12 protein-coding genes are annotated in these 15,693 nt (G+C 66.1%); 1 reads left to right on the top strand and 11 read right to left on the bottom strand.

Going from position 1 to position 15,693, the window contains the following annotated elements; translation table 11 throughout:
• Window positions 1–6 precede the first annotated feature (6 nt).
• From CURSPS6_RS09235 to CURSPS6_RS09190, 10 genes are all read right to left on the bottom strand, one after another.
• On the bottom strand, window positions 7–1,560 hold the full coding sequence (locus CURSPS6_RS09235; RefSeq protein ID WP_030015719.1) for a sulfatase-like hydrolase/transferase: 1,554 nt from the start codon (window positions 1,558–1,560) through the stop codon (window positions 7–9).
• Window positions 1,561–1,665: 105 nt separating this feature from the next.
• Complete coding sequence (locus tag CURSPS6_RS12705; RefSeq protein ID WP_051687792.1) at window positions 1,666–3,246, bottom strand: M48 family metallopeptidase; 1,581 nt, start codon at window positions 3,244–3,246, stop codon at window positions 1,666–1,668.
• A gap of 175 nt (window positions 3,247–3,421) precedes the next feature.
• On the bottom strand, window positions 3,422–4,492 hold the full coding sequence (locus tag CURSPS6_RS09225) for a lipoate--protein ligase family protein (RefSeq protein ID WP_030015716.1): 1,071 nt from the start codon (window positions 4,490–4,492) through the stop codon (window positions 3,422–3,424).
• Between the two features lie 97 nt (window positions 4,493–4,589).
• Window positions 4,590–5,246 (bottom strand): C39 family peptidase, encoded by a 657-nt coding sequence (locus CURSPS6_RS09220; protein ID WP_030015715.1) that lies wholly within the window; start codon window positions 5,244–5,246, stop codon window positions 4,590–4,592.
• 459 nt (window positions 5,247–5,705) lie between these two features.
• A complete protein-coding gene (locus CURSPS6_RS09215; protein WP_235503716.1) occupies window positions 5,706–7,082 on the bottom strand; it encodes a lytic polysaccharide monooxygenase in 1,377 nt (458 codons plus the stop codon).
• Between the two features lie 335 nt (window positions 7,083–7,417).
• On the bottom strand, window positions 7,418–8,551 hold the full coding sequence (locus CURSPS6_RS09210; protein ID WP_030015712.1) for an L-talarate/galactarate dehydratase: 1,134 nt from the start codon (window positions 8,549–8,551) through the stop codon (window positions 7,418–7,420).
• Between the two features lie 8 nt (window positions 8,552–8,559).
• Complete coding sequence (locus tag CURSPS6_RS09205; RefSeq protein ID WP_030015711.1) at window positions 8,560–9,891, bottom strand: enolase C-terminal domain-like protein; 1,332 nt, start codon at window positions 9,889–9,891, stop codon at window positions 8,560–8,562.
• A gap of 21 nt (window positions 9,892–9,912) precedes the next feature.
• Window positions 9,913–11,484, bottom strand: a complete 1,572-nt coding sequence (locus tag CURSPS6_RS09200; protein WP_030015710.1) for an aldehyde dehydrogenase (NADP(+)) — start codon at window positions 11,482–11,484, stop codon at window positions 9,913–9,915.
• The gene (locus tag CURSPS6_RS09195; protein ID WP_030015708.1) at window positions 11,481–12,428 is read right to left on the bottom strand and encodes a 5-dehydro-4-deoxyglucarate dehydratase; all 948 of its coding nucleotides are present in this window, start codon (window positions 12,426–12,428) and stop codon (window positions 11,481–11,483) included. Before CURSPS6_RS09195 ends, CURSPS6_RS09200 begins: the two co-directional genes overlap by 4 nt.
• A 122-nt stretch (window positions 12,429–12,550) precedes the next feature.
• Window positions 12,551–13,444, bottom strand: coding sequence for a LysR family transcriptional regulator (locus CURSPS6_RS09190; RefSeq protein WP_035810389.1), 894 nt, complete (start codon window positions 13,442–13,444; stop codon window positions 12,551–12,553).
• Between the two features lie 167 nt (window positions 13,445–13,611).
• Here CURSPS6_RS09190 and CURSPS6_RS09185 point away from each other — a divergent pair, with 167 nt between their 5' ends.
• On the top strand, window positions 13,612–14,970 hold the full coding sequence (locus CURSPS6_RS09185) for a gluconate:H+ symporter (protein WP_030015706.1): 1,359 nt from the start codon (window positions 13,612–13,614) through the stop codon (window positions 14,968–14,970).
• Window positions 14,971–14,999: 29 nt separating this feature from the next.
• Here the strand turns inward: CURSPS6_RS09185 and CURSPS6_RS09180 are convergent, their stop codons facing one another.
• A complete protein-coding gene (locus CURSPS6_RS09180; protein ID WP_030015705.1) occupies window positions 15,000–15,683 on the bottom strand; it encodes a phosphonatase-like hydrolase in 684 nt (227 codons plus the stop codon).
• Between the last annotated feature and the right edge of the window lie 10 nt (window positions 15,684–15,693).

Raw genomic sequence — 15,693 nt, 5'->3', positions numbered from 1 at the left:
CAGGGCTCAGCCGTGGACCTCTTCGCCGTCCCAGGCCCTGGTGTAAAAGTCCTTCGAGTCGGTGGCCACGAGTTCCCGGTAGCCGCGGGGGCCCAGCGCTTGGGCGGAGCCGCCCGGGATCGCGTCGGTGAAGGCCGAGACGCCGAGGCCCGCGGAATGATCGCGGATGTCCAGACCCGCGGCCTCGAGTAGCGTCGGGTACATCGAGAGCTGATCGATGCCGGGCCGCAGGCGTCGCTTGTTCTCCTGTCCGGGTACCCACACGCGATTGACGATGCTGCGGTGGTCGTTCCGATCGAGCTGTTCGTGGAACGAATCGCTCGAGGTCATGTGCTTGAGGTGGTCCCCCTGGATCACGACGGCCGTGTCGTCCAGATAGCCCTTGTCCTTCATGTAATCCACGTATCCGGCGACCTGCTCCATCGAGCACTGGTAGACCGAAATCAGTCTGCTCTCGGTATCCACGGGGCAGTAATCGTAGGCCGTGGCGGGTTCGTGGGTGTCCAGGGTCAACATCGAGAGATTGAACGGTTGCCCGGTCTTCTCGGATTCGGCGTGCAACCGGTCGATCTCGTCCTTGGCGTGGTCCAGCAGGCGCTGGTCGCTGAGCCCCCAGTCCGGGCGGAAGTCCTTCTCGGATTCGCCGGAATTCTTCCAGAGGTCGAGGTCCTTGACCTCGTCGTATCCGTGATCCTGAAGGAAGGTGTCTTTGCTCGCGAACTCCGCCCGGGCCCCGCCCATGAAGACGTTCTTGTAGCCCTGTTGCTTGAAGACGTCGCCCAGGCAGGTCGTTCCCTGGAGATAGGTCCGGATGCTGTCCGGGGGCGCGGTATTTCCCCCGCCGTACCACGGGGCAATGGTTCCCTTGAGGGGAATCCCGCACTGGGAGGAGACCAATCCGGCCATGGTCCATCCGCCGCCCTGGTACTGCTGGTAGTCCTCGATGCTCTGCCAGTCGGAGGTTTGCTCTTCGAGGGGCGCGTAGGGATCTTTCTCGAACAGATTCGTATCCGAGAGGGTCTGTTCGCCGGACTCGAGATATATGTTCACGATATTGCGTTGATTCTCGGAACCGGTGACCTCCGGCGCGGCGTAGTAGTCACCGATATCCATGGTCGAGCGGGACGCCCGAACGAAGTCGGCCAGGCCGACGCTGGACGAGAACACGGAGGCCCCGGTGACCACCAGGATCAGGGCCAGGCCCAGCGAGAGCGCCCGGGTGCGTCGGCGTTGTCGTCGCGGCCGCTGATCCCAGGCCCCGAGGCGGCGGGTGCGGACGCGAAGCGCGTGACCGGCGTGGCAGGCCGCCAGGATCAGGACGATCACCAGGGGCGCGACCACGATGCCGTAGAACCCCTGCCATTCCCGGGTGTACCCGGCCGGAAGGTCGACGTTCTGGAGGCTGATCATCATGTCCCGCACGGTGATCCGGCCCCAGAACCATCGGATCCCGACCCCGGCGATGAGCAATACCAGCCCGAGCCAGATCGCGACGTACGTCAGGACGGTCCCCACGATGGATCCGAAACGCCGGACTGGCGTGGGAGGTTTGGCGGTCACGATTACTCCTCGGCGACGTCGTTTCCATGGCACCGCTCTGTGCCATGGAGACGACGCACGACTGACCACCCTATCGAATGGCCGACGGTGGTCGGCGCTGCCGAATCAGTCCCGACGGGGCTCGTTGCCACCCGCGGGACCGTCGGGATCGATGCCGTATCCTTCCTGCGTGCCGGGTTCCCGAGGCTCCTGTGCCCGCGATCCCGACTCCTCCGGCCCGTGGCCCTGGGGCGGCTGCCCCTGCTGGACCGGGGCCTGAGGCGCGTCACCCTGGTGGCCGGGAGCCTGGGCGCCAAACCCCTGGGGCCCGGGGGACTGCGGGCCACCGTTGGACGGGCCGAAACCGTGCGGGCCTCCGGTCATGCCGGGGCCCTGAGGACCGTTCGGACCGGGGAACCCTCGACGACCGGGGCCCGCCCACTGGATGTCCAGCAGGTCCGGGATCACGCGGTCGCGTCGTTCGGTGATGGCCTTCTCCTCGACCACGTTGACGCCCCAGTGCTGGTTGTCTTCCTTCTCCGGGTAGTCCGAGATGAAGGAGGTGCCCTGCAACGGATCCGGCCACAGCGCGGCAGCCTCGGCGGCCGGGACCATCGACAGCGGGGTGTTCTCCGGGTTGGTGCGTGGCCGCCAGATCAGACGACCGGGCCGTGCGCGGTCGCGCAAGGCGTGGGCCCGCCACGTGGGGGCGGGGTGAGACATGTTGAGGTTCGCCAGCCAGGTGAACAGGCCCCGCTCGTAAACGGCGCGGTCGGCGAACTCCTGGAAGTTCACCTCCTTGTTCAGGTACTTGCCGGCGGAAAGGGTCCGGATGGTGCCCTCGGCCCCGGCGGGGCAGTAACGGTACCCGAAGTTGTCGGCGGTGTACTCCTGGGCGCGGGAAAGGATCGAGGCCAGGAACGGAACGTTCTGGAAGGCCGAGATGCCGAGCAGACGGAAGTACGAGACGTGACCCGCGGCGATGTGGCCGACCTCGTGACCGATGATGAACCGGAGGGCATCGGGGTCTCGGGCCTGGCCCCCGATCTCGAAGAGGTCGGAGTAGATCGCGACGAAACGGCGGTGGCCGTGGCCCGAGGCAAAGGCGTTGATCATGCCGTTGCCGAGCACCACGTACGCGTCCGGGACGCGCCGCAGGCCGTGAGCCTTGGCGGCCTCGACCAGCATTTTGTACCCCTCGGGGAACTGCGTCGGGGTGATCCGCACGCCGCTGAGCCGCATTTGCCCGTACAGCATGCCGCGGCTGAAGAAGATGACGATCGGCAGGATGCAGAGGAGGGCGAGCAACTGGTCAAAGGTCGAGGCGGTATCGGCGTCGGCGTAGGTGGTCGGCGTCGTGACCATGGGCATGAACGTTCGGACGAAGAGGATCCAGAAGGCGAACGTGTAGGCCGCGAGCGTGAAGCAGATGCCGACGATCAGCCACGGAACCTCCCCCGGGTGCCGGAGCTTCTTGCGCAGGCCTTCATCCAGGAGGGACTGAGGGGAGAACAACGACGGACCCGGGAACGGGCTGCGGGCTTTCTGCCGGGAATCCTCCGGAACCCAGCCGTTGCTGACATCGTCCGCCAGCGGTCTGGCGGGGATGGACTCCTCAGGCCGGTACGCCCCCGGGGCGCCGTAGGTGTGGGCGTCCTCGTAGTGCGGGGGGCCACCGGCGTGCGGCCCGTTGGGATTCTGGGTCATCGGGTTCCTCTGGTGTGGATCATGGATCTGTTGTCTGGCCTATCACCGCAATATGGGGTGCCCTCTCAGCCTACCCAGGCACGGCCTCCATACCGCGAAATTTCACGGGACTGTGGAGAACTTGCCCGCGGCAATCACCGAGAAGGGCGTCGTCCACAACGACCCGAGCCGTTCGTCACGGGACCCGGTGAGTCCACTCTTCCGTGCCGAATTTCTCCTCGACCAGCGCCCGGCCGGCGTCGAGGTCCGCGGGGGACAGCTCCTCCCAGGACGCGCCGGTGCGCGCCTGAAAAGTCTCGGCCATGGTGCGGATGATCGCCTCGCGGCTCTCACCGGTCTGGCGACGCAGCGGGTCGACGCGCTTTTTGGCGCTGCGGATGCCCTTGTCGGAGATCTTCGCCTTGCCGATGCGGAGCACCTCGGTCATCTTGTCGGCGTCGATGTCGTAAGACATCGTCACGTGATGCAGGATCGCCCCGCGGACACGCTTCTGCGCGGCCCCGCCGATCTTCCCGCCGGTCGAGGTGATGTCGTTGATCGGCTTGTACCAGGCGTTGACGCCCAGCTGACCGAGGGCCTGGAGAACCCACTGGTCGAGGAAAACGTAGGACTGCTCGTAGCTGAGCCCCGCGACGAGGGACTCGGGTGCGTACAACGAGTACGTCACGCAGTTGCCGCCCTCCATGAACATGGCCCCTCCGCCCGAGATGCGCCGGACGACGTCGATGCCGTGCTTCGCGACTCCCTCGGGGTTCAGCTCGTTGGCATAGGACTGGAAGGAACCGATCACCGTGGCCTTGTCGTCCCAGTCCCAGAAGCGCACGGTCGGCCCGCGGCGGCCGGAGGCGACCTCGTCGAGGAGGAGCTGGTCGAGGGCGACGTTCAGGCTCGTGGGGAGCGGGCCCGGGCGGAGGATGGACCAGTCGAAGTCCCCGAAGTCCTTGGCGTCCGTCACGGCCCGCCGGACCACCAGCGCGACGTCCTCGATCGAGAATCCGTGGAGGTCGAGCTCCTCGCCGAAAGGCGCAAGGGCCGCCTGGAGCCTCGCGGCCAGGGTCGTGCCGTCGTCGGTCACCGAGGAACCGACCAGGGCGGGCGCGAGCTCGAAGAACGCCTCCTCGGGTTCCAAAAAGAAGTCGCCGGAAATCTTGGCATCCGTGATGCGCTCGCCGTCGGTCGTGATATCGGCGACCACGAGCTTGCCGCCGGAGACCTTGTGCTCTGCGTGGAAATTGTGCTCAGACATGTCTCAAGCCTAGTCAGCCCGGTGACACGCGGCGATGCCGGCGCTCGGGAAACCGAGCGCCGGCATCGGAGGTGAACTCCAGGGGATCAGCGAATCATTAGACCGCGTAGGCCCAGGGGGTGTTTCCCTCGGCCGGGTTGTTGATGATCGCGTCCATGTTGTCCTTGGTGGCCTGGTAGGACTTCTTGGACTTCTGCAGCGGGTCGTTGACCGTGAAGGTGCCCTTGTCCTTGTCGTAGTCCGAGACGTAGACGAAGTGTCCGTAGCCCGGGTTGGCGTCCTCTCCGGAGATCACGCCGGTCTGCGTCAGGATGATGGCCTGCTTGCCGTCCTTGATCTGGTCGATCACGTTGGAGGCGTTGTTGCCGACGTACTCGGTGCCGTCGACGCCGTGGTCGCTGAGCACGCCGGGAATCGCGCTGCTCTGGATGTTTCCGGTTCCGCCGCCGGCTTCAGCGCGGAGCTGCGACATCGCCGCGGCCTGGTCCGAGTCGGTGTACTTGCTCGGCAGATCGCCGCCGTTCTGCAGAATGGCCATCAGCATCGAAGCCTGAGCGCAATCGTAGTACTGCGTATCCTGGCCCTGAACCTGGCTGATGTACTGGAACTTGTGTTCCTTCTGGGCGGTCTGCTGCACCTGGACATCGTCGCCCTGGGGAGCGGCGGTCGCGGCGGTAGCCGTTCCCGCAACGGCTCCGGTCGCCACAAAGGCGATGGCGCTACCTGCAATGAGCTTGTTCTTGATCGAGGTCATCCTTGACTCCTTCATCAGTTGTTTTGGTGTGCCTCGGACAACAAAAACGTTATGAATTCCCGCAATGGGAGGTCAACGATTCCCCAAAAAAATCTGGTCATCACCCGTGCGGCGCTTAATCTCAATTTTGTATGGGGCATTGCGTGGACGGCGGTCCGAAGGGACATATAACCAGATGGGCCATCGACACATTTGACCGCTATTGTGGTGGCGATCGAGCGGCGCACCGAAGTAGTACCAGTGGACGGTTATCCCCCATCGAGTGCGGTGCGTCGCTGTTTACGAAAAATTCACGACGTAAAAATACGAGTGGCTATTTACGTATTTTCGGGTGATGGATAACATCCCCAACCTTTAATATTTGATGTATTGAGGGTTTTTCGGCGCGGCGGCGGCGCGTGACCCGCCACCGCTCGAGGATCGCGAAGGGTCGCCGAGCGGCAGCGGGTCACCCGGGAGCTAGCCGATCTTCTTCCACAAGGACAGCGAGTCGATCCAGGTGGGATCGCCCTGGCCCTGGTAGTTCTGCACGGCCTCATAGGTTGATCCGTCGTGAGTCACGCGGTCGCCCTTGGCGTAGGCCGCGGTGGGTGACCACGTCTTGAGGTCGGGCTCAGATTCGTCGTGTGTGCGGACGGTGAAGACCTCGCTCGCCGGGGAGCGATGTCCGGCGGCGTCGACGGCGATGACCCGGTAGTCGTAGCTGGTCGAGGCGGTCAGGCCTTCATCCAGAAGCGAGGTCGTTGACGTGGTGCCGACCGTTTCGAAGGGCTTTCCACCGTTCGCCCGCTGCACCTCGTAGTGGTCGACGCCGATGTTGTCATCGGCCGGGCTCCACATGAGGTCCACGCCGTGAGGCGTCGTTTCCATCGAATGCACGTGGCTGGGAGCTTCGGGGGCCTCGGTATCGGGGCCGGGGTTGGCATCCTCGGCGTGGGTCGTGGCCTTCGTCGAACTCGGCTCGGAGGAATTCCCCGCGGCGTCGACGGCGGTCACTCGGTACTCATATTCGGTGGATGCGGAGAGGTCCTTGTCCTTGAAGGAGGTTCCCGCAACGGATCCCACCTTGGCGAAATCTCCGCCAGGGGTGCGGCGCTGGATGTCGTAGTGGTCGACGTCCATGTTGTCTTGGGAGGCCTCCCAGGCCAGATCGACACCCTTCGACGTGACGGCATCGGCGCGCAGGTTGCCCGGTGCCGAGGGGGCCTCGGTATCTGGCTCTTCCGGCTCCGCGTCGCCCGTGATGTGGATATCGACGGTGTTGTAGAAAGCGTTCGAGGTGTCCGCGACGTCCCATACCGCGTAAATAACGTGGTCGCCCGTGTGGTCTTCGGGGAGTTTCATCTGGTGGGCCGTGCCGTCGGTGGGAAGGGAACCGTCGTGGTTGACCGTCGCGAGGGGCTGAAGCTCCGAGCGGGTCAGCGGGGCGTTCTGGTCCCAGCCGTTCTTGGTGATGTAGTAGTGCCACTTCGAGGTCGGGTGCTTGGCGGTGTACTCCCATCCCAGATTCAGGTTTTGGCCGACGGTGACCTCATTTTCGTGCCAGCGCTCGGGAGACTGCTCGTCCAAGTTCTTGGCGAGGGACGTGCCCGCGGAAGCCAGCTTGCCGTCCGCCGGACCACCGGTCGACGGGTCAAGGCTGAAGCCCTGGGGTGCCTCGATGGATTGGGGCTCGTATTGCACCGCCCCGAGGTTGGTATTGGACGTCATGGCGGCCCGGGCGACGACGTCGGATTTCGAATTTCCGATATACCCGTGGGCATTCGCGGCGGCTGATCCGCCGATGGCGAGAAGGCCGGCCAGGGTGGCGGCGCAGAAGGGTGTGGATTTCTTCACTGTGTTCCTGATTCTGAGACGAGACGAAAAGGGGCCTGGCGAGTGCCAGCTGCCGAAGCCGCGAGGGGTGCACAGTGTCCCCTGGCTTGGGGCCTGTGAGTCGCCGGGAGACATAAAAGATGTCTTGCCATCGGTCACTCCACGGTATCTCAAAGTTTAAAAATATAAAGTTTCAGCATGGAACTATCCGTGAATATCTCCGTAAATCCGAAAAAAATTGATAAAAATTATGACATTGTCATCACCGGCTTACCGACGGGCGGCCAGGTAGCGCGCAGCGGGGGCCGCCCCGAATGGGCGACCCCCGCTGTCGAGGAAATATCGGATTCGTGGGCCTACCGAATTCCGAACTCCACGGACTCGGTGGTCCAAGCCCTCGCCTGATCGCTGAAGGTCACGCCCAGGCCGGGACGATCCGGCACGATCATGCGACCGTCACGGGTTTCGAGGGTCTCGTTGAACAGCGGATCGAGCCAGTCGAAGTGCTCGACCCAGGGTTCCCGCGGATACGTGGCCGCCAGGTGAAGGTGGATCTCCATCGCGAAGTGCGGGGCCAGGTCCAATCCGGCGCGGTCGGCCAGGGTCAGCAGGCGGGTAAACTGCGTGATTCCCCCGACGCGCGGGCAGTCCGGCTGGATGATGTCGCACGCGCGCTCGTCGATCAACCGCTCGTGTTCCGCGACGGAGGCCAGCATCTCGCCGGTCGCGATGGGGGTATCCAGGGCCCGGGTGAGGCGGGCGTGACCTTCGACGTCGTAGGCGTCCAGGGGCTCCTCGATCCACGTGAGGTCGAATTCCTCCAGGGCGCGTCCCATGCGGAGGGCCGTCGAGCGATCCCACTGCTGATTCGCGTCCACCATGAGGGGAACGTCGGGGCCGATGTGCTCGCGCACCGCGGCGACGCGTCGAAGGTCTTCCGCGGTATCCGGCAGACCGACCTTGATCTTGATCCCGCCGATGCCGGCTTCCAGGGACCGGGCCGCGTTGTCCTTGACCTCCTCGATCGACGCGTTCAGGAATCCGCCGGAGGTGTTATAGGTGCGCACCGAGTCGCGGTGGCTCCCCAGCAACTTGGCCAGCGGGAGCCCGGCGCGCTTGGCCTTGAGGTCGTGCAGGGCAACGTCGATCGCGGCGAGGGCCTGCGTGGCGACGCCGGATCTCCCTACGGAAGCCCCCGCCCACAGCAACTGGGTGTAGATCTTGGCGATGTCCGATGGATCCTGACCGATCAGGCCCTCGGCCACCTCCTTGGCGTGGGCGTACTGCGCCGGGCCGCCGGCTCGTTTGGAGTAGCTGAAGCCGAGGCCTTCGTGACCCTGTTCCGTGGTGATCTCCGCGAAAAGGAAAATGACCTCGGTCATGGGCTTCTGCCGGCCCGTGAAGACCTTGGCGTCCGAAATGGGGACGGCCAGGGGGAGCCGGACGGTCGAGAGCGCGACGTGGCGGATGGAGTCGGGGGTGGTATTCACGGTTTCTCCTAGTGAGCTAGGGCGGGGCATTTGGGGTCGAAGGTCCAGCCGGGGACGAGGTACTGCATCGCCGCGGCGTCGTCCCGGGTGCCCAGGCCGTGCTCGAGATACAGCTGATGGGCCGCCTCGAGGCGCTCGCGGTCGATGGTGATGCCCAGGCCGGATTCGCGGGGAACCTCGATCTGACCCTCGCGGATCTCCAGCGGCTTTTCGGTGAGGTGTTGGCCGTCCTGCCAAATCCAGTGCGTGTCCAAGGCCGTGATGTTGCCGGGCGCCGCCGCACCGACGTGCGTGAACATCGCCAGGGAGATGTCGAAGTGGTTATTCGAGTGAGATCCCCACGTCAGCCCGAAGTCGTGGCAGAGCTGCGCGACGCGGGTCGAGCCCGACATCGTCCAGAAGTGCGGATCCGCCAGGGGAATGTCCACGGAGGCCTCGCGGATGGCGTGGGCCATTTCCCTCCAGTCGGTCGCGATCATGTTGGTCGCGGTCTTCAGCCCCGTGGCCCGGCGGAATTCCGCCATGACCTCTCGCCCCGAGAAGCGTCCCTCCGCGCCGCAGGGATCTTCGGCGTAGGCGATGTGACCCGCCATCTCGCGTCCGTAGCGGATCGCCTCCTCGAGCAACCAGCCACCGTTGGGATCCAACGTGATGCGGGCGTCGGGGAACTCCCGGCTGAGGGCCTTGATGGTCTCGACCTCGTCCTCGCCGGCCAGGGCCCCGCCTTTGAGCTTGAAGTCCTTGAACCCGTATTTCTCCTGGGCGGCCCGGGCCAGGCGGACGACGGCGTCCGGTGTCACGGCTTCCTCGCGACGGATCCGATCCCATCCGGAGGCCTCCGGTTCCCGGAGATAGGGGAGGTCGGTGCGATCGGGGTCGCCGACGTAGAAGAGATACCCGAGCATCGGGACGCTCTCGCGCTGCTGGCCGTCGCCCAGAAGTTCCGCCACGGGAACCTCGAGGCGCTGTCCGGTTACATCGAGCAGGGCGGACTCCAGGGCCGTGACGGCGTGGATCGTGACGCGCTGGTCGAAGGTCTGATTTCCGCGCCCGGCGACGTCTTGGGCCGCGAACCGCTGTGCGACCTGGCGTAGCAGGCTCTTGTAACGGGACACGGGCTGCCCGATCAGGGTCTCGGTGGCCTGTTCGATGGTTGAGCGAATCGGCTCCCCGCCGGGGACCTCGCCCAGGCCGACGCGGCCGTCGCTGTCGGTCAGCAAAACGATGTTCCGGGTGAAGAACGGCGCGTGGGCGCCGGAAAGGTTGAGCAGCATCGAGTCGTGACCGGCGACCGGCACGACCTCGATCTTGGCAATGGTCGGTTGGGTGTTCGTGGGCATGTGTTCCTCGTTTTCTCCGGGCTACTGGCCGTCGATGGACTGGGCGGCGTTCCAGGGGTTGGCGTCGCGAACCGGTTCCGGCAGGAGTTCTTGCGGGAAGGACTGGTAGGCGACGGGGCGGAGGAATCGTTCGATCGCGAGCGTTCCGACCGATGTGGTCCGGGAGTCGCTGGTCGCCGGGAAGGGTCCGCCGTGGACCATCGCGTGACCGACCTCGACGCCCGTCGGCCAGCCGCCGTAGAGAATTCGCCCGGCCAGAGCCTCGAGGCGCGGCAGGAGAGAGGCGACGTCGCCGTGGTCGGAGGGCGTTGCGTGGATCGTCGCGGTCAGCTGGCCCTCGAGGCCCGCGGCGGCCTCGGCCAGTCGATCCGGGGAGGGGTACCGGATGACGAGCGAGGTCGCCCCGAAGATCTCCTGCTGAAGGTTGCCGTTGGCCAGGAAGGTCTCCAGGCCGGCTTCGAAGAGCACCGGGCCGGGAGCGTTGAGGCCCTCGCCATCCGTTCCCCGGGCCGCGACCGTCACGCCGCTCTGGGCGGCCAGGCGATCCACGCCCTCGTGCCAGGAGCGGGCGATCGAGGGGGTCAGCATGGTCTGTCCGACCGACTGGTTGATGCCGTGGGCGGCGGCAGCGACGAAGTCGTCACCCGCCGAGCCCTCGGGCACGAAGACGATACCCGGCTCGGTGCACAGCTGCCCGGCGGAACCGGTCACCGAGCCCACAAGAGCCTCGGCGAGCGGCCGCGGATCCTCCAGAGCGCCGGGGAAGACGAAGACCGGGTTGATCGAGCTCATCTCGGCGTACACGGGGATCGGTGTCTCGCGCTCGAAGGCGGTTCTCGCGATGGCCAGGCCCCCGGACCGCGAGCCGGTGAAGCCGACGGCGTGGATCGCCGGGTCGGCGACCAGGCGTTGCCCGATGTCGGCTCCGGGGCCGTAGACCAGGGAGAAGACGCCGGGGTGAATCCCGTGGGCCTCGGCGGCGTCGAGGATCGCCCGACCGACGAGCTCTGCGGTTCCCGGATGCGCATTGTGGGCCTTGAAGACCACGGGGCAGCCCGCGGCAAGCGCCGAGGCCGTGTCGCCTCCGGCCGTCGAGAACGCGAGGGGGAAGTTGCTGGCCCCGAAGACCGCGACCGGGCCGAGCGGGATCATGCGCTGCCTGATGTCCACGCGCGGGGCCGGCGTGCGGTCCGGAAGGGCCGGGTCCACCCGAGCGCGGTGGTACGAGCCGGAGCGCACGACGGTTCCGAACAGGCGCAATTGCCCGGCGGTCCGGGAGACCTCGCCGTTGAGCCGCGCCTCGGTCAGCCCCGTCTCCGAGGTGGCCCGATCGACGATGGCCTCCCTCGCGTCCTCGATCCCCGCGGCGATCGCGTCGAGGAAATCGGCACGTTGCGCCGGGGCCAGGGCGCGGTAGCTGGGAAAGGCGTCTTCGGCGGCCGAGGTCGCCTGGTCCAGCTGGGCCGCGTCGACGAGCGAATACGCGGGCTCCAGGGGTTCTTCGGTCGCGGGATTGACGGCTCGGGTGGTCGCCCCGGCGCCGGGCGTCGACCGGCCGTTGATGAGGGAGGTTCCGGTAAGCGTGGCGTTCATCGTGTCGCACCTTTCGTGAGGGTTTTGGCGATGCCCGACGTCTCGATGAGGCGTTTCAGGTCGTCGAAGTCGGCGGCGGGTAGATCGTTCAGGGGCGGGCGGACCGGACCGGCATCCCGGCCTACCGCCCGGAGGCCGGCCTTGATGATGGATACGCCGTATCCCCGGCCGCGGTCCCGGATCTCCAGGTAGGGGAGGATGAAGCGACGCAGTTTCTCCTGGACCGCGGCGCCGTCCTGACGGCGCACGTCCCGGTAGAAGTCCAGGGCGAACTCGGGCGCAAAGTTGAAGATCGCCGAGGAATAGGTGCTCATCCCCATCTGGAGGAGGGGCAGCGCATAGGTCTCGGCGGTGGGGAGGCCGCCGAGGTAGAACAGGCGGTCGCCGTTGAGGGCGGTCACCTTGGCGAGGTGCTCGATGTCCCCGACCGCGTCCTTAAAACCGACGAAGTTGGGGTGACGCTCGGCCAGCGCGGCGATGGTCTCGGCGCTGTAGATGGCGTTCGCGCGGTTGTAGGCGATCACGGCGATGCCGACGGATTCGCACACCGCGGAGGCATGCTCGAGCAGGCCTTGCTGGCTGCATTCGGTCAGGTACGGCGGCAACAGCAGAATGCCTTCGGCCCCGGCGGCTTCCGCGCCCCGCGCGCATTCGACCGCCTGACGGGTCGAACCCGACGCCGAGCCGAGCACCGGGACCTCGGGGTTGCTGGCGGCGACGGCCCACCCGGTCACGGTCGCGTTCTCCGCGGGGGTCAAGCTGAATCCCTCGCCGGTTCCGCCGGCCGCAAAGAGGCCGGTGACTCCGTGGGCTGACTGCCACTCGATGTGTTGGCGATAGGCGGCTTCGTCGAGCTCGCCGTCGGTGCGAAAGGCCGTCACCGGGAATGAGAGCAACCCATCCTTCAGATGCGCTGCCAGCTCCCGTGGGGAAAACCGGGCCATGTGGACTCCTTAGTGGTCAAGGTGACTGAGACTATTCGGAGTCTATGAGCCAGGTCTCATACCTGTCTAAGTTATCTTCTGCATATAGTAATGCCCAAGATGCATGACAAAGCGTGACGTTCCTAGAGGTTCAGCCCCTCGGGAAGCTCCGCGAGGATCGAGCCGAGCCTCCGTGCGGTGGGGCTCGCGGACTCTTCCGAGGTGATGACGTGCAGCTCCACCAGGTCCTTGCGCAGGTCGTCGAACGGCCGGTATTGCACCCCCGGGATGCTGAGCTTCGAGGCCGAGTGGGGCACGAGGGCAATGCCGTGACCCGCGGCCACCAGGCTGATCATGGTGGTCACCTGGTTCAGCGAATGGGACACGTCCGCGTGGTTGATCGTGAAGTTCTTGATCACGAGGTCGTAGAAGTATCGCGCGCCCTGCGGGGAGTGCATGATCATCGGGTGTCCTTCGACGTCTTCCCGGTGGAGGTGGCGCCGGGATAAGAGCTCATGCCCCTCGGGGGCGGCCAGCACGAGGCCCTCGGCGTGAAGCAAGGTCGCCGCGTACGGCTCGGGGGAGGCGGCCAGGCGGCCCAGGCCCATATCGATGCGGCCGTCGTCGAGCCCCTCGAGCTGTTGGGCGGTGACCATCTCGTGCAGCTCGACGCCGACCGCCGGCATGCGTTCGTGGATCAGCGTCAGCAACGGACCCAGCACCGTGAATCCTGCCGCCGCGGTGTACCCCAGGCTCAGGTGCCCTTGGCGGCCCCGGGACGCTTCCACGGCGTAGTCGCCGGCCCGTTGGGCGGACGCGAGGACGATGCGCGCCTGGTGCAGAAAGGCCTGACCTGCGGGGGTGAGCTGGACGCGGCGGTGTGTTCTTTCGATCAGTTGGGTCCCCACGGACTTCTCGAGCTTCTGAATCTGCCGGCTCAGGGGCGGTTGGGTCATGGCGAGCTCCTCGGCCGCCCGGCCGAAGTGCAGGTTCTCCGCGACGGCGATGAAGCATCGCAGCTGATCGAAGGTGTACATGGCTCCCCTGACTGTTGATGCGTTTTAGGTATTACGAAATGCAAACCTAGTTATAGACAATATTGAAACACGGCTCATAGACTCAATCGATGTGAAGCAGGACACGGCGGGCATAGACGGCGCGTCGTAAACCTGTTCCCTCCCCACTGGCTTCGAAGGAGAAACCGATGCCCCTCTTGATCGTCGCGCTGGCCGTGGCCCTCTTGCTCGTCCTGATGACCAAATTCAAACTCAACGGGTTCGTCTCGTTGCTGGTCGTCTCGGTCCTTGTCGCGGGCTGGGGTGCCGCCACCGGAATGCTGACGCTGGAGGACAAACCGGCCACGATCGCCGAGATCCCCAAGATCATCGGCGCCGGCATCGGGGGCCAGCTCGAGGAGACCCTCGCGGTCATCGGTCTCGGGGCCATGATCGGCCGCATCCTGGGCGACGCCGGAGCCGCCCAACGCATCGCCCTCCGGGTGGTCGACCTCCTGGGCGAGAAGCGCGTCCAGTGGGCCATGGTCATCACCTCGATGCTCATCGGCGTGACGATGTTCTACGAGGCGGCCTTCGTGATCGTGGTCCCGATCGCGTTCACCCTGGTCCGGGCGACCCGCACGAACCTGCTCTGGGTCGGGCTGCCGATGTCGATCTCGCTGTCCACGATGCATTCGTTCCTGCCGCCGCACCCCGGCCCCACGGCCGCCGCGGGCATCTACGAAGCCTCGCCCGGGTTGGCCCTCCTGTACGGCCTGTTCATCGCCGTCCCGGCGGGCGCGCTGGTCGCGATGGTGTGGCCGCGCCTGGCCTTCGTCAAGAAAATGAATCCGAGCATCCCCCAGGGCATGATCTCGGATAAGCAGTTCGAGGACCACGAGATGCCGAGCATGGGGCGCTCGCTCCTCGTGGCATTGCTGCCCGTCGTCATGATCGCGGGGGCCGAAATCTTCATCATGGCCGGCCCCGAGGGTGCGGTGATGGACGCGGTGACGTTCATCGGATCCCCGATGGTCGCGCTGCTCATCACCCTGCTCGTGGCGATCGTGGTTTTCGGGCCGTTGAGCGGGCGCCCGCTCGCCGAGGTGGCGACGTCGATGTCGGAATCCGCGCGGGCCATGGCCATGATCATCATGGTCATCGCCGCGGGCGGAGCGTTCAAGGAAGTCCTCGTCTCGACGGGCATCGCGCAGTACATCGCGGACATGACTGCCGGTTGGCCCGTCCACCCGATCATCCTGGTCTGGGTGACCGCCGTGATCCTGCGCGTGGCTCTCGGTTCGGCGTCGGTCGCCGTGACGACGGCCGCCGGCATCGCGGCGCCGCTGGTGGCCTCGAGCGGAGTGTCCCCGGAGCTCATGGTCCTCGCGACGGCGTGCGGATCGATCGCCGTGAGCCACGTCAACGACCCCGGCTTCTGGATGTTCAAGGAGTATTTCAACCTCAGCGTGATGGAGACGATTCGGGCCCGCACCACCTACACCACGGTCCTCTCCGTCTTGGGCCTCGGCGGGGTATTGCTGTTGAACCTGGTGGTCCCGGCCTAGCCGGCCCGGAGGCTTCGGCCCGGGCCGCTCTACGCCTTGAGGCCGAGGAGAGCGGGGATGTCCCCGACGCCGTCGAGGATGTGGTCGTGGGGCTGGGCTTGAAGCCGCTCGCGGTCGGCGCCCCCGGTGAGGACGCCCACGGAGATCGCTCCCGCATTGCGCGCGGCCTGCACGTCCACCTCGGTGTCCCCGGCGGCCAGCACCGTGGCGACGTCGTGCACGCCCGTCCGCTCCATCGCACGGTGGATCATGTAGGGCGCGGGGCGGCCCGCGGCGACGTCGTCGGTGGTCACCACGGCGTCGATGCGGCCATCGTCCCAACCCAGCGAACGGATCAGAGGGGTGGCGACCTGATCGTCGAACCCGGTGGTCAGCGCGACGCGAATGCCGTGGTCGTGGAGCAGTCGAAAAGTTCGCTCGGCGCCGTCGATGGCCCGCGGCGGGTGCGACTCGTAGCTCGCCGCGAGAATCTCTCGGAAGCGGTCGAAGGCCCGTTCGGCCCTGTCCTCGGCGGGTTCTTGGCCGCCCAGGCGCATGAGTTCGGTGATGGCTTGGACCTTATCCGTGCCCATCCACGTCTGGAGGTCGGCCTCGGCCACGGATGCGCCGGTCTCTTCGACGGCTTCGCGCAGGGCGTCGTAGACTCGGCCGCCGTCGTCGATCGTGGTGCCGGCCATGTCGAAGACGCAGAGGGTCGTGGTGTTGGTGTTCATGGGGGACCTT

This window comes from Curtobacterium sp. S6, from assembly GCF_000710345.2.
Taxonomy (GTDB): domain Bacteria; phylum Actinomycetota; class Actinomycetes; order Actinomycetales; family Micrococcaceae; genus Rothia.
Note: the sequence above shows the minus strand (reverse complement) of the source record. Positions and strands in the feature narration are given on the sequence as shown.